Below are 19792 nucleotides of genomic sequence, written 5' to 3'. Positions count from 1 at the left end.
GCAGGTCCCACCCTCGCGCCGGAAAGGAGACCCCGCCACCCATGCGCCGCCCCCTCGACCTGCGCCACGTGATCAGCCCCGGCCTGCGGGATCTGATCGAACTGGCCAACACCCACGACTTCGACCGCGTACAGCAGCAGGTACGCGACCTGCGCGGCTGCACCAGCCCCGTCAACCTCCACGGCTTCACCATCACCACCGACCAGACCACCAACGAAGTGGTCCGCTCCTACCGCTCCGAAGACGAACCCTCCGGACGCCTGCTGACCACCTGCGGCAACCGCCGCTCCTCCCGCTGCCCCGCCTGCTCCCGCGTCTACGCCGCCGACACCTACCACCTCATCAAGGCCGGACTCTCCGGCGGCAAGAACGTCTCTGAAACCGTCCGCGACCACCCCCGCGCATTCGTCACCCTCACCGCCCCCTCCTTCGGTCCCGTCCACAACCGGCCCACCACCGGCGCGGGCAAGCCCCGCCCCTGCGCCTGCGGCGACACCCACGCCGAAGATGCCCCCGAACTCGGCACCCCCCTGAACCCGGCCACCTACGACTACACCGGCGCCGTTCTTTGGAACGCCCACGCCGGACAGCTCTGGGCGCGCTTCGCCACCTACTTGCGCCGGGCCCTGGCCAAGCACTTCGGCATGACGCAGAAGGCCCTGAACCAGGCCCTGCGCGTCTCCTTCGCCAAGGTCGCCGAGTACCAAAAGCGCGGCCTGGTCCACTTCCACGCCGTGATCCGCTTCGACGGCCCCGACGGACACACCAGCCCGCCCCCGGCCTGGGCCACCTTCGACGCTCTGAGCGCTGCCGTGGGCCTGGCCGTAAAGAGCGCTCGGCTCACCATCGAGTCCGACGCCATCGGCGAACGCGTCATCTCCTGGGGCGGCCGGTACAAGGTCGACCCCATCACCGCTCTGGGCGACGGCGAACTCACCGACGCCCGCGTTGCCGAGTACACAGACGCCAAGGTGGCCGGATACGTCGCCAAGTACGCCACCAAGAACGCCGAAGGCACCGGCACCGTGGACCGCACTCTGATGTGCCGTCCCTGTGCCGGACGTGGCTACGTACGCGGCCCTGACCGCTTCCACGACGTGTGCGCCGACTGCGACGGCACCGGACAGGCCGAACCCATCAAGGCCCTGCCCGTACAGCAGCACGTACGGCAGATGATCCGCACCGCCTGGGCCCTCGGCCACCTCCCGGAGCTCGCCCACCTCAAGCTCTGGAAGTGGGCCCACATGCTCGGCTTCCGCGGCCACTTCTCCACCAAGTCCCGCGCTTACTCCACCACCCTCGGCGCACTCCGCGACGTCCGCCGCGCTTGGCGTCTCGCCCAGGCCGAAGCCGCCCGCGCCCGCGCCGGCCTCCCCGCCACCGACGAGACGACCCTCGTCACCGCCTCCTCCTGGACCTACCTCAGCAGCGGCTACCGCCCTGGTGAGGAGTTCCTCGCAGCCCAGGTCCGCCACGACATAGCCCATACGCAACGCCTCAAGCAGGAGGGGGATTTCTCATGATCAACCGCAGGACGACGTTCGTCGGCCGCTTTCACTGCGACCAGGGCTCCTGGCGTGTCTCCACCGGGACTGCGGAAGTCGCCACGGTCATCGGGCAGCTCTTCGGCAGGCGATCGCCATCCCACGACAGTCACGAAGCCGACCACTTCGAAGTGCTGCCCCGATCGACCTCCATGCGGGTCGTCATCTCCGGCCCCGAAGCCATCAAGGCCGGCCTACTGACAGCCGCACCCCGCTATGAACCCCAGCCCAGTACTCGACTCTCGTTCCGTCTCGCCGACGCACATGCCCTTGGCGGCTTCCGCCTCAGTTCTCCCTCTTGGGACCTGGCAGAGTCCGTCCCCACGCTCAGGACGGCACTGTCCGAGACGGGCGGGGACTCCCTCTGCGAACTGATCGCAGAGACAGTCGAGTTCACAACCCGCGACGGTGCGGCGCTGTCGTATTGCCGCCCTTCTATCAAGGTCATCGGCCCTTGGCACAACACCGACCAGCACGCCGCCTGACCTGAACGCAGACAGCGACGCCCCACCTGGCGGACGAGGTGGGGGCGCCGCTGCGTGTGCCGGGTGTTTCGGCGTCAGACCTGGCTGTCAGCCGCCTCGGTCTCCCGTTCGCTCTCCTTCGCCGCTGCCGCCCGCCGCATGTGCCCCTCCTCGCCGAAGTAGACCGATAGACGCGACGTGTCCAGCTTCTTGCCGCCACGCCGCGCGGGTGCCACCTCCACGTAGCCGCCCGCGTTCAACAGCAGATCTCGCTTACCAGCCACGTCCGAGCGCTTCCACTGCTCCGCGTGCGTCTCTCCGGTCGGCTCCGCCTTCACTCCGCCCGGCTTCGCCGTTCGCTGCCTCTCCTTCAGGGTCGCCAGCCGCTCTTCCAGCTTGGCGTACTGCTCCGCGTACCGGATCGCTCCGTCGTCGCCTCTGAACAGGCCCCGGTCGTAGCGATCCTTTTGCAGGTCGGCCAACGCTTCCTCGGCCTGCCTGATCTGCGGGCGGAAGTCCTCGCCCACCTCCTGGACCATCCGCATCACGGAGAGGTGCCCGTACTTCGCGAGGAACTGCTCGGTGACGTGCTCTTCGGTGGTCACCCCGGCCACGGTCGGCCCGTAGCACTTCACGCCCTGCTTCTCCTCCCCCTTGGCCGCCCGCTGGCGGTACTTCAGCGGACCGATGCACCGGTACCGAAGCTGACCGTTGCGCCCGCTGAAGGTGTACATGCGCTCGCCGCAGACTCCGCAGTGCATGATGCCGCGCAGCAGCGACGTACCCTCCCGGCGCTTCTCACCGGGGCTGGCCCGGCGCTCCAACTCGTCCTGGAGCGTCTGCCAGGTATCCGTGTCGAGGATCGGCGGCCGGTTGACCAGCGGCAGGCCGTCCGTCCGCAGGATCGGCTTGCCGTCCTCGATGACCTGGCCGAGCAACTGGGGGCTACCCAGCAAGCTCCGCAGCGTCGTCGTGTACCACTGCTTGGAGTCGCTGCGCTTGCCCGTGGTCTGGCGAGAGGAGTGGCCGGGCGACGGGACGCCCTCCTTGTTGAGGTCGTTGATGATCTGCATGAGCGAGTCCTTCGTCAGGACCCGCTCCACGATCCGCTTGATCGTCTTGGCCTCGTCCTCGTTGACCGCCAGGACCTTGCCCGCCCCGTTGGGGTTGGGGACGACCATGTACCCGTACGGGACCCGACCGCCGGTGTAGCGGCCCTCGCGGCGCAGGTGCTCGTGCGCGCTGGACACCCGCATGCCGATGGTGTCGGACTCCAGCTCGGCGAAGACCGCGATCACCTTCGCCATGGCCCGGCCCATGGACGACGTGAGGTCCAGCGGCTCCGTCGCCGACGCGAGCGCAACGCTCTGGTGCTCGGCGAGTCGCATGATCTCCGCGAAGTCGACCGTCGAGCGCGCAAGGCGGTCGATCTTGAAGAACACGATCACGTCCAGCTCGGCGAGCCTGGTCAGGATGCGTTGCAGGCCCGGCCGGTCGAGCCCGCGCGAGAAGCCCGAGACATCGATGTCCTCCTCGGCGGCTACGACCTCCCAGCCGCGTGCCTCGCACAACGCCTCACAGGCCGCGCGCTGGCGTTCCGGCGAAGTCGTCTCGTCGGTTTCCCGCGATAGGCGAACATAGATAGCGGCGCGCATCCCCGGCGCGCTGGCCGGGACGCCCTTCCGGCGTCGGGCACGGGGCATAGCCCGTGCTGTGACAGGCGTTGTTTCTGTCATGAGACGACCTTATCTCCGGAGGTATGTGTGTCCTGCCTAATCGTCCAGTCGGACAAGACCCTGCTCCTGGAGGTCGACCACGAGCGGGCCGACGACTGCCGGCGTGCCATCGCGCCGTTCGCCGAGCTGGAGCGGGCGCCGGAGCACATCCACACCTACCGGGTCACCCCGCTGGGCCTGTGGAACGCGCGGGCCGCCGGGCACGACGCCGAGCAGGTCGTGGACGCGCTGGTGGAGTACAGCCGCTACCCGGTGCCGCACGCGCTGCTCGTGGACATCGCCGAGACGATGGACCGGTACGGGCGGCTCACCCTGAGCAAGCACCCGGCGCACGGACTCGTCCTCACCACCACCGACCGGCCGGTACTGGAGGAGGTGCTGAAGTCCAAGCGGATCGCTCCGCTGGTCGGGGCACGGATCGACCCGGACACCGTGGTCGTGCACGCCTCCGAGCGGGGGCAGATCAAGCAGACGCTGCTGAAGCTGGGCTGGCCGGCCGAGGACCTCGCCGGGTACGTGGACGGCGAGGCGCATCCGATCGAGCTGCTCGAGGACGGCTGGGCGCTGCGTCCGTACCAGAAGCAGGCCGTGGAGAACTTCTGGCACGGCGGCAGCGGCGTGGTCGTGCTCCCCTGCGGCGCCGGGAAGACGCTGGTCGGCGCCGGGTCGATGGCGCAGGCGAAGTCCACCACCCTCATCCTGGTCACCAACACCGTCTCGGCCCGGCAGTGGAAGCACGAGCTGGTGAAGCGGACCACGCTGACCGAGGACGAGATCGGCGAGTACAGCGGGACCCGCAAGGAGATCCGCCCGGTCACCATCGCCACGTACCAGGTGCTGACGACCAGACGGAAGGGCGTCTACCCGCACCTGGAGCTGTTCGACTCCCGCGACTGGGGTCTGATCGTCTACGACGAGGTGCACCTGCTGCCCGCGCCGGTCTTCAAGTTCACCGCGGACCTCCAGGCGCGCCGCCGCCTCGGTCTGACCGCGACCCTCGTGCGCGAGGACGGCCGCGAGTCCGACGTCTTCTCCCTCATCGGGCCGAAGCGGTTCGACGCGCCCTGGAAGGAGATCGAGGCGCAGGGCTACATCGCGCCCGCCGACTGCGTCGAGGTCCGGGTGAATCTCACCGACTCCGAGCGGCTCGCCTACGCCACCGCCGAGACCGAGGAGAAGTACCGCTTCTGCGCGACCACCGAGACCAAGCGGAAGGTCACGGAGGCGATCGTGCGCCGGTTCGCCGGGCAGCAGATCCTCGTCATCGGCCAGTACATCGACCAGCTCGACGAGCTGGGTGAGCATCTGAACGCCCCGGTGATCAAGGGCGAGACGTCCAACGCGCAGCGCGAGAAACTCTTCGACGCGTTCCGCGAGGGAGAGATCAGCGTGCTCGTGGTGTCGAAGGTCGCCAACTTCTCCATCGACCTGCCCGAGGCCACGGTCGCCGTCCAGGTGTCCGGCACCTTCGGCTCCCGTCAGGAGGAGGCCCAGCGACTGGGCCGCGTGCTGCGCCCCAAGGCCGACGGCCACCAGGCCCACTTCTACTCGGTCGTCGCCCGCGACACCATCGACCAGGACTTCGCCGCCCACCGCCAGCGCTTCCTGGCGGAGCAGGGGTACGCGTACCGGATCGTGGACGCGGACGAGATCCTGGCGGAGGGCTAGGCGGGGCGGCGAAGAGCCGGGGTGTGGAGGGGTACGGCCTAGAAGAAGGCGTGCTCCTCCATCCAGCCGTAGGTCTTGCCGAACTTGCCGTAGTACCAGGAGCCGCCCTTGGCGGTGCAGTACACGCGGACCTTGTTGCCCATGTACACGGACTTCTTGACCCGGTACCCGTTGCCGGGGCCGGTGTGCATGTCGGCGTGGTCGTACAGGACGACCGTGTAGGTCGCGTCCTTGATGTTCTTGGTGCAGCCGGAGGAGCCGACCGCCGAGGCGCTGGGAGCGGCCATGAGGGTGGCGCCGAGGGCGAGCGCGGCGGCGGCGGTCAGTCCGCTCACCGCCCTGCGGAACGGAAGCTTCGAGATGGGCATGCCTGTTTCCCCGTTTGCTCGGTCGAATGGATCGGACAACGGCTGATCATGTTGGCACACGCCCCTGACAGCCCGAGTGCCAGGATCGGGTAAGGGGCCGCCAACAGCTGCTGCCACCAAGACAGTTCGAGGTCGAGTGGGCCCTCGTGGGGCACCAGCCACATCGTGCGGGCGGTGAAGACGAGGGTCACGAGCCCGGCGGTGAGCGTGCGGCCCTCGGCCAGCAGTACCGCGAGGAGCGGCACGCACCACACCCAGTGGTGCGACCAGCTGATCGGGCAGACCAGCAGGCCCGCACAGGCGGCCAGCAGGATGCCGTGGCTCTCCCGGCAGGCACGGGCGGCCAGCCGCAGGACGATCACCGCCACCAGGGCCGCCGGGAGCGCCCAGGCAGGACCCGGCGCGGGGTCGCCCAGGGCGCGGGCGACCAGCCCCCGTAAGGACTGGTTGTCCACGATCCACGCCTTGCCCACCCGGCCGGTCTCGTACAGGCGCCGGCCCCAGAAGTCGGCGCTCGCGGCGGGCAGCAGCAGGAACCCGAGCAGGGCCGTGGCCGCGAAGCCGGTCACGGCCGTGGCCGCCTCGCGTTTGCGTCCGCGCAGGAACAGATGGACCACGAAAACGGCGGGTGTGAGCTTCACGCCGGTCGCGAGGCCGAGGGCGAGACCCTTGGCACGGGCCCCCGGAGGCCTGGTGAGGTCCCACAGGACGAGGCAGGCCACGGCGAGGTTGACCTGGCCGAACAGGAGAGTCTGGAAGACCGGCTCCAGCCAGAGGGCGAGGGCCGCGCACGTGCGGAGGAGGGGCGGGGACAGGGGGCGGCCGGCCAGGCGGGCCGAGAGGGTGACCAGACCGGCGAGCAGGAGCGCGTTGCCCGCCAGGAAGGCCGCCTTCAGCGCCGGGACGGGGAGCCAGGTGGCCGGGACGAAGAGGATCGCCGCGAAGGGCGGGTAGGTCGCCGGGAGCCGCCACTCGGTGACCGTGAAGGCGTACAGGTCGCCGCCGTGGGCCGCGGCAGCGCCCTCGGCCCGGTAGACCAGCAGGTCGGCCATCGGGGCCCGCTGCAGGACGCACAGGGCGGTGAAGGAGCAGAGAGAGACCGCGGGCAGGATCAGGGACAACAGGGCAGGGCGGGACGCCACCGTCCGTTTCGACACGGAGGTGACACTATGCCGCTACTTACGGCGTATGCCCGCTTCCTCGCCGTACTCGCCGAGGATCAACACGCCGAACGCGGCCTCGACGAACACCTTGACGGCGCGCAGGGCGTTGCCCAGGGGGTGGTGATGAGGGCCGTCCATGGCCGTGGCACCGGACGGGGGGCGGACAGAGGCTGTATGGATGCTTGCTGCGCTCATGTCTCCATGGTGGAACCTCGCCCCCCGGTCACGCATCGGTCTCGAGAGCCAGTCCCGGAGGCCCGCGCGTAGGTCTCCGGGTGGACCCCCACCCCTACGCCGGACGGCCCACGTCCCCTAGGGGGCACGACCTCCGGAGGACGCCACACGGAAATTCGTTGGCCTCCTCCCGGTCACCCCACCTACAATCTCCGCTCTTGCCCGCCTCCCTACGGAGAGCCGCCGCCCGGACGGAAACCGGGCGGCTCCCAGTCGCGCCACGAGCAGATCCGGAGGCACCCCCTTGTCCACGCCCGCCCACGAACCGCTCGCCGACCCGCTCGCCCGGGAGCGCAGCCACCTCGCCTCCTCCCGGTCCGCATTGCGCGCCATGCGCGAGGACGTCGAGGCGCTGGACATCCGCGACGTCACCGCGAACTGGGTCAACGCCGAGGTGCTCGCCCGCCAGATCGACGACCGCATCAAGGCGCTCGCCGACCTCAGCGACACTCCCCTCTTCTTCGGGCGGCTCGACTACCTGCACGCCCCGGGCGCCGACCAGGCGGAAGGGGCCGAGGGCGAGAGGTTCTACATCGGGCGGCGGCATGTGCACGACGGCGACGGCGACCCCATGGTCATCGACTGGCGCGCCCCGGTCTCGCAGCCGTTCTACCGCGCGTCCAAGAAGGACCCGATGGACGTCGGGCTGCGCCGCCGCTTCGGCTACACCGGCGGCGACCTGACCGCGTACGAGGACGAGCACCTGTCCGACCCGGCCGAGGCGGCCGCCACCAGCAAGCTGCTCCAGCAGGAGATCGAGCGGCCCCGCGTCGGCCCCATGCGGGACATCGTGGCGACGATCCAGCCCGAGCAGGACGAGATCGTCCGCAGCGGGCTCGGCGGGACCGTGTGCGTGCAGGGAGGCCCGGGCACCGGGAAGACCGCCGTCGGCCTGCACCGCGTCGCCTACCTCCTCTACGCCCACCGGGAGCGGCTCGCCCGCACCGGCACGCTCGTCATCGGCCCGAACAAGTCCTTCCTGCACTACATCGAGCAGGTGCTCCCGGCGCTCGGCGAGCTGAGCGTGCAGCAGGCGACCGTGGACGACCTGGTCGCCCATGTGGAGGTGCGCGGCACGGACGACGCGGTCGCCGCCGTCGTCAAGGGTGACGCCCGGATGGCCGAGGTGCTGCGCCGGGCCCTGTACTCCCACGTGACCATGCCCACCGAGCCGGTCGTCGTGGTGCGCGGCTCGCGGCGCTGGCGGGTTGCGGCGTACGAACTGGAGGAGCTCGTCCGCGAGTTGCTCGACCGGGACATCCGCTACGGCGCCGCCCGCGAGGCCCTGCCGCAGCGGATCGCGCACGCCGTGCTGGTGCAGATGGAGCGGGCCGGTGAGGCGCCGGACGACCGGGTGCAGGACGCGGTCGCCCGCAACAGCGCGGTGAAGGCGGCCGTGAAGGCGCTCTGGCCGGCCGTGGACCCGGCGAAACTGGTCCTGCGCCTGCTGACGGAGGCCGACTTCCTCGCCGAGCACGCCGGGGGAATCCTGGACGAGGACGAGCAGAAGACGATCCTGTGGGCGAAGCCCGTGCGCAGCGTGAAGTCGGCCAGGTGGTCGGCGGCGGACGCGGTGCTGATCGACGAGGCGGCCGACCTGACCCAGCGCACGCACTCGCTCGGGCACGTCGTCCTGGACGAGGCGCAGGACCTGTCCCCCATGCAGTACCGGGCCGTCGGCCGCCGCTGCACCACCGGCAGCGCGACCGTCCTGGGCGACCTGGCACAGGGCACGACCCCCTGGGCGACCCGGAGTTGGGACGAGGCACTGGCCCACCTCGGCAAGCGGGAGGGGGTCATCGAGGAGCTGACGGCGGGTTTCCGCGTCCCCACGGACGTCATCACCTACGCGTCCCGCCTCCTCCCCCACATCGCCCCCGGCCTCACCCCGGTCGCCTCGGTCCGTGAGAACCCGGGCTTCTTCGAGGTCCGTACCGCGACGGAGACGGCCGAAGTGATCGCCGCCTGCGCGGAGTTGCTGGGCAACGAGGGCTCGACCGGCCTGATCGCGGCCGACGCACGCATCCCGGCGCTCGCCGAGGCCCTGACCGCGGCCGGGGTCACCTACCTGGCCCCGGGCGAGGAGACCACCCGCGAGACCCGGCTGACCCTGGTCCCGGCCTCCCTCGCCAAGGGCCTGGAGTACGACTACGTGGTGCTGGACGAGCCCCGGGCGGTGGTGGACGGCGAGCCGGACGAACGCACGGGCCTGCGGCGCCTGTACGTGGCCCTGACCCGAGCGGTGTCGGGCCTGATCGTCACGCACTCGGCACCGCTGCCTGCGCAGTTGGCCTGAGCCGGGGCCAGGCGGGGTGGGTTTCACTCACCCGCGCCGGCGGGGCACCCCAAAGGGGCGCGGGGAACTGCGCGACCAGCCCCGACGGACCCGCACCCGGCGCTCGGCCTACCCCCGAACGGCGCTACTCCCCGTCCAGCACCCTCCGCCACTCCCGCACGGCCCCTTCGACAACCGGTCCCGCCCACCCCGCGGAGCGGGCCGCGCCCCCGATGTGGAAGGCGTCGATGCCGGCGTGGCGGAGGGCCGGGACGTGGTCCAGGCGGAGGCCGCCGCCGACGAGGATCGTCTGGTCGTAGCCGGGCTCGCCCCGTCGGCGCACCTCGGCGACCAGGGTCGGCAGGCCCTCGTCGACGCCGGCGGCGGAGCCTGCGGTGAGGTAGGTGTCCAGGCCGGGCAGGTCGGCGAGCTGCTTGCGCAGGGCGTCACGGTCGGCGGCTCGGTCTACGGCCCGGTGGAAGGTCCAGCTGCAGCCGTCCAGCGCGGCGACGACCCGCTCCACCGCGTCCAGATCGACGCCCCCGTCCGCGTCCAGGAACCCGAGCACGAACTGGTCGGCCCCGGCCTCCCGCAGCTCGCCCGCCACCCGGACCAGACGCTCGGCGCCCTCGGGGCCTCCGGCCGCGAACCCGTCCGCCAGCCGCAGCATCACGCGCAGGTCGATGTCGACGGCGGCCCGGATCCCGGCGACGGTGGCCGCCGACGGGGTGAGCCCGTCGGCCGCCATCTCGGTGACCAGCTCCAGACGATCCGCGCCTCCGGCCTGGGCGGCGACCGCGTCCTCGACGTCGAGGGCGATCACCTCCAGGACTGCACGCTTGCTCATGGCACCCCATTCATCTGCGACTACAGGTCTAGTCCAATTCAAGAATACGCCGGTTCCGTACCCGCCCGGACGGCTCCTCATCCGAAGATGTTCAGTTCTCCCTCCACCGCACCGGCCAGCCCGTAGGAGGCTCCGTCCAGGGGCCGCCCGCCCCGCGTACAGCCGTACGAGCGTGGCGGCCGGGCCGACGTACCGGGCGGGCGGAGCCCCCGCGGCCGGGTCCCCCAGCCGCAGCGGATCGTCCACGTCGTCCAGGTCGGCGTGCAGCGGCACGTGCTTCTTCTCCCGGGTGGCGCGGACCAGCAGCGCCGGCGCGTCCGGCAGACCGGCCCCCGCGTACGCCCCCGGCACCCCGAAGACGTCCCGCACGTCACCGGCGTGCATCCTCCCCCACTGCCTTGAAGGCGTGGGGGGAGCCCCACACCGAGCGCGATCATGTCCAGCACCCCGCCCGCCTTGGCGATCACCGGCCCCGCCTCGGTCATCCCGCGCTCCAGCTCGTCCACGACCCGCGCGTTCGTCCACTGCGCGCGCTCGGCGACGTCCCGGTCGTTCGACTCGGGCGAGAACACCCCCTTCTCGAACCGGCTCTCCACGACCCGAATCAGCGCGGCGGAACAGTGCGCCGGCACATCCCGCACCGTCCACCCCGGACACGCGACGGCCGGCAGCGCGAAGTCGGCGTCCGCCCGCGAGCGCAGCAGCGGTATCAGTGCGTCCCGTTCGGCCTCCAGCAGCCGGCCGGGGAGTTCGGCATCCCGTGCTTGCTCTGTGTGAGTCATGGGCCCACGCCAGGGGCGCCGTCCGCCGCGCGTCACGGAAGAATGAGTACATGGCCGACCTCGACGCCCTGCGCCTCCGCTTCGCCCACGCCCTGGAGGGAGCCCGCACCCCCGGCGACGGACCCGACCCCACGCCCTACGCGGACAACCTCCTCACCCGCTGGCAGGAGCCCCAGCGCCGCTACCACACGCTCGACCACCTCACGGCGGTCCTGGACCACATCGACGTGCTGGAGAAGTACGCGGACGACCCGGACGTGGTCCGGCTGGCCGCCTGGTTCCACGACGCGGTGTACCTGCCGGACCGCTCCGAGAACGAGGAGCGCTCCGCGCACCTGGCCGAGCTCGCCCTGCGCGAGGCGGGACTGCCGGAGGCGAAGACGGCCGAGACGGCCCGGCTCGTCCGCCTCACCGTCACCCACGACCCCACCGACGACGACCGCAACGGCCAGGTCCTCTGCGACGCCGACCTCGCCGTCCTCGCCGCGCCCCCGACGAGGTACGCCGCCTACACCGCCGAGGTCCGCGAGGAGTACCACTTCGTCCCCAACGACGCCTTCCGCGAGGGCCGTTCGGGAATCCTGCGCCAACTCCTGGATCTGCCGGGCCTGTTCCGCACGCCGTACGGGCGGGAGCACTGGGAGGCGACGGCACGCTACAACCTGGCGGGCGAGCTGGAAATGCTGTCGACCTGAGGGAGGCCGCACCCTAGGGTTCGCCCATGCGACCGATAAACGGGGATGACGTGACCGCTGCCGTCGAGGGCAGCGCGGCGGTGCTCGGCACGGCGGCGGAGCGGGACTGGAAGGGTGTCAAGGCCTGGCGGCTGGAGTGGAGTTGCCTGGAGACGGCCGAGCACCTCGCGGCAGCCCTGTTCGGGTACGCGAGCCGCTTGGTCACGGGCGCCCAGGACTGGCTTCCCTGTGACCTCACGTTCGACGAGGACGCCGACGGCGCCGGTGCGCTGGAGGTGCTGCGGTCGACCGGCGCCCTGCTCGCCGCCACCGTCCGCACCACCCCGCGCGGGGTCCGCGCCGTCCACCCGTACCCCTTCGGCAGCGCCGACCGCGAGGGTTTCGCCGCGATGGGTGTCGCCGAGGTGCTGCTGCACACCCACGACATCGCCCTGGGCCTCGGGGTCGCCTACGAGCCGGCCGAGGAGCTCGCCGAGGCCGTCCTGACCTGGCTCTTCCCGCACGTCCAGCCCGGCCCGGCACCCTGGCCGACCCTGCTGTGGGCGACCGGCCGCGGGGAGCTGCCCGGCCGTGCCCCGGTCGCCGAGTGGCGCTGGCGGAACAACCTCGTCATCCCCGCCGAGCGCCTGACCCTGGTCGGGGTCCGCCCGGCCGCCGCCCGCGACCTCCGCCTCGGCGGCGACGGCGGCTTCGAGTGGATGGAGGGCGGCCCCTTCGAGGGCACCCGGGAGGCCTCGACCCACCTGGTGAAGGCGTATGAATCGGGCGTGCACCGGCCCGAGTTCGGCGTCTTCGTCCTCGTGCGCCACGAGGACGGCCGCGCCATCGGCGGCATGGGCTTCCACGGCGTCCCGGACGAGGAGGGCCGGGTGGAGGTCGGCTACGACCTGGTCGAGGGCGCCCGCGGCCAGGGCTACGCGACCGAGGCCCTGCGCACGCTGACGGAGTGGGCGCTGGCCCGGGACGACGTCGACACGGTGTTCGCGACCATCGACGGGGACAACCTCCCCTCGCAGCGCGTGGTGTCCCGGGCGGGTTTCGTCCGGGCCACCGTGGAGGAGGAGCGGACGGCGCAGGAGGAGAACGACGGGGACAGCGAGCTGCAGCTCCACATCCGGCGGCGGTGAACGCCGCACGCGTCCCCTGACCTGGTTCAGTCCCGCACCGAGGGAGCCGGCCGCCCCTTGGGGCGGCGCAGCCCCGCCGCGGTGATCCTGCGGACCAGTTCCTTGGAGCCGATCTCCACCGCCCCGGCGGCCACCGCGTCCGCGTAGCGGTGCGACGGGATGTCGTAGTGGTCGCGTTCGAAGGCCCGCCGGGGTACGCCCAACTCCGCCGCGAACACGTGCAGTTCCTGGAAGGACACATCGCTCACCAGGTGCGACCACATGCGTCCGTGGCCGGGCCAGGACGGCGGGTCGATGTACAGCGTCACGGGAGCCTCACGAGGACCGCGTCCCGCCCGTGGCCCGTCCCAGCGAGCCCACCGCGGCCACCTTCACGCCCGCCTTGCCGCACACCCAGTGCGGGTCGGGCCCCAGTTCCGGCTCCACGTCCAGCGCGTGCGGATCGCCCGAGCCGCACACCGGGCACAGCGGCCAGCGGCCGTACCGCTCCAGGAGCGCGTCCTGGACGTCCTGCGCGATCAGCCCGGCCACGTACTCGACTCCGTCCGGCCACTGCTCGACCCACCAGCGGCGCTGTGTGACGGAGTCCTCGACCAGGGAGACCACGTCGGCCTCGGCGACGTCGCCCGCGACCAGGTCGGCGAGCACCAGCGCGCGGGCGGCGTGCAGCGCCTGCTCAAGCGGGGACAGTGACTTCATGGTCCCATTGTGCGCACTCTTGACCGGGAGACCGAACCGAAAATATCTTTCATTGGTGACCCAGGACGTGAAGGAAATTTTCGGAAGTCCGGGCGGCTCCCTCGCCGCCAAGGTGCGCACCCTCGCCCCTTCCATGACCCGGTCCATGCAGCGCGTCGCCGAGGCGGTCGCGGGCGACCCGGCGGGATGCGCGGCCCTCACGGTCACCGGCCTGGCCGAACTGACCGGCACCAGCGAGGCGACGGTCGTGCGCACCGCCCGGCTGCTCGGCTATCCCGGTTACCGCGATCTGCGCCTCGCCCTGGCCGGGCTGGCCGCGCAGCAGCAGTCCGGCCGGGCGCCCGCGATCACGACGGACATCGCGGTGGACGACCCCATCGCCGACGTCGTCGCCAAGCTCGCCTACGAGGAGCAGCAGACCCTCGCCGACACCGCCGCCGGACTCGACACCGCCCAGCTGGGCGCGGCCGTCACCGCGCTCGCCGGCGCCGGCCGCACCGATGTGTACGGCATAGGCGCGTCCGGTCTGGTCGCCCAGGACCTCACGCAGAAGCTGCTGCGGATCGGGCTCATAGCCCACGCGCACAGCGATCCGCATCTGGCCGTGACCAACGCGGTGCAGCTGCGTTCTGGTGATGTGGCCATAGCGATCACCCACTCCGGGTCGACCGGGGACGTCATCGAACCGCTCCGGGTCGCCTTCGAGCACGGGGCGACGACGGTGGCCATCACCGGCCGCCCGGACTCGCCGGTCACCCAGTACGCCGACCACGTCCTGACCACGTCGACCTCCCGGGAGACCGAGCTGCGGCCGGCCGCGATGTCCTCGCGGACGAGTCAACTGCTGGTGGTGGACTGCCTGTTCATAGGGGTGGCCCAGCGGACGTACGAGAGTGCGGCACCCGCGCTGGCCGCGTCCTACGAGGCGCTGGCGCACCGGCACCGCACCCATCCCAGGTGAGTGAAGAGCACGCGAATCGGAGAGAGCCACCCCCCATGACCTCCCAAGACCTGCGCAGCGAGCTGGAGTCCCTCACCACCGAGGCCTTCCGGCCGGAACTCGCCGAGATCGACCGGCTGCCCACCCTCGACATCGCCCGCCTGATGAACCGCGAGGACACCGGCGTGCCCGACGCCGTCGGTGCGCGGCTGCCGGAGATCGCCGCCGCCGTCGACGCCGTGGCCGACCGGATGGCCCGGGGCGGACGTCTGGTCTACGCGGGCGCGGGCACCGCCGGACGCCTCGGCGTGCTGGACGCCTCCGAGTGCCCGCCCACCTTCAACACCGACCCCGCCCAGGTCGTCGGTCTGATCGCGGGCGGCCCCGAGGCCCTGGTCACCTCGATCGAGGGCGCCGAGGACTCCAAGGAGCTGGCCCGCAGGGACCTGGACGCGCTGAAGATCGGTGCGGACGACGCCGTCGTCGGCATCTCGGCCTCCGGCCGTACCCCGTACGCCGTCGGCGCCGTCGAGCACGCCCGTGCGCTCGGCGCGCTGACCGTCGGGCTGGCCTGCAACGAGCACAGTGCGCTCGCGGCCGCCGCCGAGCACGGCATCGAGGTCGTCGTCGGGCCAGAGCTGATCACCGGCTCGACGCGGCTGAAGGCGGGCACGGCCCAGAAGCTGGTGCTCAACATGCTGTCGACGATCACGATGATCCGCCTGGGCAAGACCTACGGGAACCTGATGGTCGACGTGCGCGCCTCCAACGACAAGCTCCGGGCCCGTGCCCGCCGTATCGTCGCGCTGGCCACGGGAGCCTCGGCGGAGGAGATCGAGAAGGCGCTCAGCGAGTCGGGCGGCGAGGTGAAGAACGCCGTCCTGACCATCCTCGCCGGCGTCGACGGCCCGACGGCCGCCCGCCTTCTGGAGGAGTCCGGCGGTCATCTGCGTGCCGCGCTGGCGGTCAGGGGCACCTGAGCCGCACGCTCGGGGCGTGCGCAACGACCCCGCCTCCATCGCAGCCGCCGTCCTCGCCCGGGTCGGCGGCCCCGCCAACGTCACCTCCGTCGCCCACTGCATGACCCGGCTCCGGCTGGACGTCGCCGATCCGGCGGCGGTCGACGGGGAGGGACTGCGGGGGCTGCCCGCAGTGCTGGGGGTCGTCGCGGACGGCAATTCCTCCCTGCAGGTCGTACTGGGACCGGGGATCGTCGTCGAGGTCACGGCGGCCGTGCGGATCCAGGTCGACGAGGTCACCGCGACGGCCGTGGCCACCGCGCCCCCACGTGCCGCGGCTGTGCGGACCCCGGCCGGCGAGGGCACCGCGGTCGTGCGGCCCACGGCCGGTGAGCCACCGGCCGGTACCGCCGACCAGCTGAAGGAGCGGCTGCGGCAGCGCAACGCCACCCCCTTCAAGACCGCTCTGCGCCGCATCGCCGCCGTCTTCGTGCCGCTCATCCCCGCCCTGATCGGCTGCGGCATCCTCGCCGGGGTCAACGGACTGCTGGTGAACGCCGGATGGCTGCCCGGCCTGACCCCCGCCCTGGCCGCCGTCGCCTCCGCGTTCATGGCGCTGATCGCCGTGTTCGTCGGATACAACACCGCGAAGGAGTTCGGCGGCACGCCGGTGCTGGGCGGTGCCGTGGCCGCCGTGGTCGTCTACCCGGGCGTGGCGAAGGTGACGGCGTTCGGGGTGCATCTGGCGCCCGGCCAGGGCGGGGTGCTCGGCGCGCTCGCGGCGGCGCTGCTGGCGACCCGGGTGGAGAAGTGGTGCCGGGGCCGGGTGCCGGGTGCGCTGGACGTGCTGCTGACCCCGACCGTGACCGTCCTCGTCTCCGGCCTGGTCACGCTGTACGGCCTGATGTACGCGGCCGGCGTGGTCGCCTCGGCGATCGGTACGGCGGCGAACTGGCTGCTGGCCACGACCGGGGCCCTGGCCGGACTGGTCCTCGGCGGCCTGTTCCTCCCCCTCGTCATGCTGGGTCTGCACCAGGCCCTGATCCCCATCCACACCACCCTCATCGAGCAGCAGGGCTACACCGTCCTGCTCCCGCTGCTGGCGATGGCGGGGGCGGGCCAGGTGGGCGCGGCGCTGGCGGTGTACGTCCGACTGCGCCACGACGTCTCCCTGCGTACGACGATCAGGTCCGCGCTCCCGGCGGGACTGCTGGGTGTGGGCGAGCCGCTGATCTACGGGGTGTCCCTGCCGCTGGGCCGCCCGTTCGTGACGGCGTGCGCGGGCGGGGCGGCGGGCGGGGCCTTCATCGGGTTCTTCGCGATGCTCGGGGACAAAGTGGGGGCGACGGCCATCGGCCCGTCGGGCTGGGCCCTGTTCCCGCTGCTGGCGGGGAACCGGGGTCCGGGGCTGACGGCCGCCGTCTACGGGGGCGGACTCCTCACCGGTTACGCGGTGGGGTTCGCGGCGACCTACTTCTTCGGCCTCCCCCGCGGCTCCCGCTGGGCCACTTCGCCGTGACGCACCGTCGGCACCGGTCGTTGCCCCGGGCATGATGAAGAAGCTTCTGGCCACCGCCGCCCTGACCGCCTGCGGCGCCGCTCTGGCCACCCCGGCCCACGCCGACGACCGCTGGACCGCCACCGCGACCGCCCTGTGTGCCGGCGACCTCGTCGTGACCCCGGCGGTCAAATCCGTCTCGCCCCTGCCCCTGACGGACACCGCCCCCGCCTGCGGCAAGGGAAGCCTCATCCACAACGGCGGCTGACCGGCCGGCACGGCAGCGCCCACCCACCACAGGCCGCCACAGACGAATCCCCCTGGCACACAAAGACCACCCACGCCCGCCGACGGCGAATCCGCCCCGCAAGGGCCACCCGTACCCGACCACGAAACCCGCACGGGTGGTGCGGGTGGGAACACGAAACCCGGCCGGAGGCCGGGTGCCCACCCACCAACCGCAAGCCGTCCCGCGTTACCGTCGACACCATGAACCACGCCCAGCTCACCGCCCTCGGCCGGGCCCTGCGGCTGCTCGGGGAGCACGGGGAGGCGCTCACCGCCGACACCCCGGACGCCCGGTTGTACGAGGTCAAGGCCGATCTACGGCGGGCCCTCGACCTGCTGGACGAGAGCGTCACGGCCGGTGCCCCCTCCACCCGGTGCCCCGAGCATCCGCACGGCCCCGTCGACGAGAGCGCCCCCGACCTGTGCCTGCTCTGCGAGACCCGGCGCCGGGCCGCCCGGCGCTCGGAGTTCCAGGGCAGGCCCGGCCCGGCCGGACCGGCCGCCACCGCCCCCTCCCGTTACGGCGTCCGGGCCGACCGCCCCCAGCCCCAGCAGCGGTGGCTGCCGGAGGCCTGGAACGGGCGCGAGTGGGAGCTGTGCGGGACGCCCCGGCGGGACCGGCACGAGGCCGAGGCGTATCTGGCCGCCCAGCGACGCGGATCCCGGCCCGCCATGGCGTACCGGCTCGTGCACGAGTTCACCGACTACGAGGTGCTGCGGATCTGGGGGACGCCGGTGCACGTCGACATCGAGCCCCTGGGCAACCTCTAGGTCCTGTCGTCAAATTCCCGTCGTCGCCCGAAGGGCGGCCTCGCGGCGTCTGGTGCGTGCTCTCGGCGTGCCGGGCGGAAGTCCTCGTACTGGACGTACTTGGGCTTTCGCCCGGTGCGGCGAGAGTGCGTGCCAGGCGTCGTGGGGCAGACGGGAATTTGACGACAGGGCCTAGCCGAGCAGCGGCAGGGGCAGGAACTCGTGGCCCTCCCACAGGCGCCTGCTGCGCTCCTCCGGGTAGGCCGCGACCGTCGGCTCGGCGTCCAGGACCTGCACCCGGCGGGCCTCGCTGTCGTACGCCGGCCAGCCCGGGTCGCCGGTGCGGGCGAACGACGTCCACGCGCGGCGGAAGCGGGTGGACAGCTCCTCCGCCTCGGCCGGTACGTCCGCCCCGGCGAAGAGCAGACCGCCCAGGACGCCGCGGTACGTACCGAAGAGCAGGGCGACGTCCAGGGCGTGGCACGCACCCAGGACACCGCCGCTGCCCGGCGCCGCCCAGGTCAGTTCGTAGACGTGGGCCCTGCCGCCGCCCGCCAGCTGGGCCTGGGCGAGATGCAGGCTCGGCATCCCGAACAGCCAGTCCGTCTGGACCCGTTCGAACAGGTCGCTCGGCGAGGCGTCCGGGAAGGCCGAGCGGTAGGCCTGTTCGCCGGCCTCGCCGCCCGGGGCGTACATCCGCAGCGCCGCGGTCGCCCGGTCCTCCGTGATCTTGCCGAGCATGCCGCCCATGGCCAGGAACAGACGGAACTCGTCCCGGTTGTGGCCCACCAGGAGGTCGACGTCCCGTGCCGCGCCCGCCGCCAGAGCCTGCCAGGGGGCGGTGGGCAGGATGTCGCCGTCGACGACCGGGGAGAAGGGCGTGACCGTAGGTGCCGCCTGGCCCCATCTGTCCGTGTACTGGAGCATCTTGGCGCTCAGCGCCTGTCCGGCTCCGACGAGTTCACGGGGGTCCACCGCGGCCAGATCCGCCGCCGTCGGCTGCCGCCCCGCCTCCGCCGCCAGCGCCCCGGCGATGTCACGCGCCAGCTCCGCGGAGAAGAACGTGCCCGGCAGGCTCTGCGCCACCGCCCGCCGGAACAGTCCCCGGGCCCTCGGCATCACCAGCAGCGAGGCCACCGAGCCCGCTCCGGCCGACTCGCCGAAGACCGTGACCTGGCCGGGGTCGCCGCCGAACGCCGCGATGTTCTCCCGCACCCACTCCAGGGCCGCCACCTGGTCCAGCAGGCCCCGGTTGGCCGGCGCGCCCTCCAGGAGGGTGAAGCCCTCCATGCCCACGCGGTGGTTGAAGGTGACCACGACGACGTCGCCGTCTTGGGCGATGCGCTGTGCGTCGTAGCCGGGCTGGCCTGCGTGGCCCAACTTGTACGAGCCGCCGTAGATCCACACCATGACCGGGCGGCCGGCGGACGGGTCCGGGCCGGGCGTCCACACGTTCACGGTCAGCCAGTCGTCACCGGTGGGGCCGGTCACCCCGGCCCCCTGGACTCCCAGGTCCTGCGGAGGCGGGGGTCCGAAGGCGTACGCCTCCCGGGTGCCGTCCCAGGGCCGGGCCGGGCGCGGGGCCTGGAACCTGGCCTCGCCGACCGGGGGTTCGGCGAAGGGGATGCCGCGGAAGACCGCCAGACCGTCCTCGTGGCGTCCGCGCACCGCGCCGGAGGCGGTGCGCACCACAGGTCCGGCGGTCTCCGCCGCCCGGGCACCGGACTCGCTCGTCGTCATGCTCGCTCCTCACTG

Annotated in this window: 19 protein-coding genes and 1 pseudogene; 11 read left to right on the top strand and 9 right to left on the bottom strand. The window is 72.1% G+C overall.

The genetic code is table 11. From position 1 onward, the window contains the following. Positions 1 to 41 precede the first annotated feature (41 nt). A complete protein-coding gene (locus tag FB157_RS04190) occupies positions 42 to 1523 on the top strand; it encodes a replication initiator (RefSeq protein WP_145876061.1) in 1482 nt (493 codons plus the stop codon). Further along, positions 1520 to 2029, top strand: a complete 510-nt coding sequence (locus tag FB157_RS04185) for a hypothetical protein (protein WP_145876059.1) — start codon at positions 1520 to 1522, stop codon at positions 2027 to 2029. Before FB157_RS04190 ends, FB157_RS04185 begins: the two co-directional genes overlap by 4 nt. Before the next feature lie 74 nt (positions 2030 to 2103). Here FB157_RS04185 and FB157_RS04180 read toward each other — a convergent pair whose 3' ends face one another. After that, positions 2104 to 3663, bottom strand: a complete 1560-nt coding sequence (locus tag FB157_RS04180) for a recombinase family protein (protein WP_186581340.1) — start codon at positions 3661 to 3663, stop codon at positions 2104 to 2106. 108 nt (positions 3664 to 3771) lie between these two features. Here FB157_RS04180 and FB157_RS04175 point away from each other — a divergent pair, with 108 nt between their 5' ends. Next, positions 3772 to 5412 carry a DNA repair helicase XPB gene (locus FB157_RS04175; RefSeq protein WP_145876055.1) on the top strand — a complete coding sequence of 547 codons (1641 nt, stop codon included), beginning with the start codon at positions 3772 to 3774 and terminating at the stop codon, positions 5410 to 5412. 38 nt (positions 5413 to 5450) lie between these two features. Here FB157_RS04175 and FB157_RS04170 read toward each other — a convergent pair whose 3' ends face one another. From FB157_RS04170 to FB157_RS04160, 3 genes are read right to left on the bottom strand one after another with little or no spacing between them, the layout of a single operon-like run. Beyond that, positions 5451 to 5780 carry an SH3 domain-containing protein gene (locus FB157_RS04170; RefSeq protein WP_145876053.1) on the bottom strand — a complete coding sequence of 110 codons (330 nt, stop codon included), beginning with the start codon at positions 5778 to 5780 and terminating at the stop codon, positions 5451 to 5453. Beyond that, positions 5744 to 6937, bottom strand: coding sequence for a glycosyltransferase 87 family protein (locus FB157_RS04165; RefSeq protein ID WP_261386155.1), 1194 nt, complete (start codon positions 6935 to 6937; stop codon positions 5744 to 5746). Before FB157_RS04165 ends, FB157_RS04170 begins: the two co-directional genes overlap by 37 nt. A gap of 18 nt (positions 6938 to 6955) precedes the next feature. Next, positions 6956 to 7138, bottom strand: a complete 183-nt coding sequence (locus tag FB157_RS04160; RefSeq protein WP_145876051.1) for a hypothetical protein — start codon at positions 7136 to 7138, stop codon at positions 6956 to 6958. 283 nt (positions 7139 to 7421) lie between these two features. Here FB157_RS04160 and FB157_RS04155 point away from each other — a divergent pair, with 283 nt between their 5' ends. Continuing rightward, positions 7422 to 9473 (top strand): UvrD-helicase domain-containing protein, encoded by a 2052-nt coding sequence (locus tag FB157_RS04155; protein WP_145876049.1) that lies wholly within the window; start codon positions 7422 to 7424, stop codon positions 9471 to 9473. Positions 9474 to 9597: 124 nt separating this feature from the next. On the opposite strand, the gene FB157_RS04150 is transcribed toward FB157_RS04155, so the two are convergent. Next, complete coding sequence (locus tag FB157_RS04150) at positions 9598 to 10299, bottom strand: copper homeostasis protein CutC (protein ID WP_145876047.1); 702 nt, start codon at positions 10297 to 10299, stop codon at positions 9598 to 9600. Positions 10300 to 10376: 77 nt separating this feature from the next. Beyond that, positions 10377 to 11081, bottom strand: a pseudogene (locus tag FB157_RS04145) (maleylpyruvate isomerase family mycothiol-dependent enzyme). A gap of 50 nt (positions 11082 to 11131) precedes the next feature. Between FB157_RS04145 and FB157_RS04140 the strand changes: the two are divergent. Further along, positions 11132 to 11776, top strand: a complete 645-nt coding sequence (locus FB157_RS04140; protein WP_145876045.1) for a hypothetical protein — start codon at positions 11132 to 11134, stop codon at positions 11774 to 11776. A gap of 26 nt (positions 11777 to 11802) precedes the next feature. Further along, the gene (locus tag FB157_RS04135) at positions 11803 to 12903 is read left to right on the top strand and encodes a GNAT family N-acetyltransferase (protein WP_186581339.1); all 1101 of its coding nucleotides are present in this window, start codon (positions 11803 to 11805) and stop codon (positions 12901 to 12903) included. A 26-nt stretch (positions 12904 to 12929) separates the two neighbouring features. Here FB157_RS04135 and FB157_RS04130 read toward each other — a convergent pair whose 3' ends face one another. Then, on the bottom strand, positions 12930 to 13211 hold the full coding sequence (locus tag FB157_RS04130; protein ID WP_145876043.1) for a DUF4031 domain-containing protein: 282 nt from the start codon (positions 13209 to 13211) through the stop codon (positions 12930 to 12932). A gap of 7 nt (positions 13212 to 13218) precedes the next feature. Beyond that, positions 13219 to 13602, bottom strand: coding sequence for a hypothetical protein (locus FB157_RS04125; RefSeq protein WP_145876041.1), 384 nt, complete (start codon positions 13600 to 13602; stop codon positions 13219 to 13221). Between the two features lie 55 nt (positions 13603 to 13657). Between FB157_RS04125 and FB157_RS04120 the strand changes: the two genes are divergently transcribed. The 5 genes from FB157_RS04120 (at position 13658) to FB157_RS04100 (ending at position 18058) form a co-directional block, all read left to right on the top strand. Further along, entirely contained in the window at positions 13658 to 14563 is a 906-nt protein-coding gene (locus FB157_RS04120) for a MurR/RpiR family transcriptional regulator (RefSeq protein ID WP_145876040.1), read from the top strand. Between the two features lie 35 nt (positions 14564 to 14598). Next, entirely contained in the window at positions 14599 to 15522 is a 924-nt protein-coding gene (murQ, locus tag FB157_RS04115; protein ID WP_145876038.1) for an N-acetylmuramic acid 6-phosphate etherase, read from the top strand. Between the two features lie 16 nt (positions 15523 to 15538). Then, positions 15539 to 17020 (top strand): PTS transporter subunit EIIC, encoded by a 1482-nt coding sequence (locus FB157_RS04110; RefSeq protein WP_145876036.1) that lies wholly within the window; start codon positions 15539 to 15541, stop codon positions 17018 to 17020. Positions 17021 to 17051: 31 nt separating this feature from the next. After that, positions 17052 to 17267, top strand: coding sequence for a hypothetical protein (locus tag FB157_RS04105; RefSeq protein WP_145876034.1), 216 nt, complete (start codon positions 17052 to 17054; stop codon positions 17265 to 17267). A 221-nt stretch (positions 17268 to 17488) separates the two neighbouring features. Continuing rightward, a complete protein-coding gene (locus tag FB157_RS04100; protein WP_145876032.1) occupies positions 17489 to 18058 on the top strand; it encodes a hypothetical protein in 570 nt (189 codons plus the stop codon). A gap of 171 nt (positions 18059 to 18229) precedes the next feature. Here FB157_RS04100 and FB157_RS04090 read toward each other — a convergent pair whose 3' ends face one another. Further along, positions 18230 to 19777 carry a carboxylesterase/lipase family protein gene (locus tag FB157_RS04090; protein ID WP_145876030.1) on the bottom strand — a complete coding sequence of 516 codons (1548 nt, stop codon included), beginning with the start codon at positions 19775 to 19777 and terminating at the stop codon, positions 18230 to 18232. Between the last annotated feature and the right edge of the window lie 15 nt (positions 19778 to 19792).

It is taken from the genome of Streptomyces sp. BK340, from assembly GCF_007827595.1.
Lineage (GTDB): Bacteria > Actinomycetota > Actinomycetes > Streptomycetales > Streptomycetaceae > Streptomyces.
This window is presented reverse-complemented; position numbering and strand designations above follow the sequence as displayed.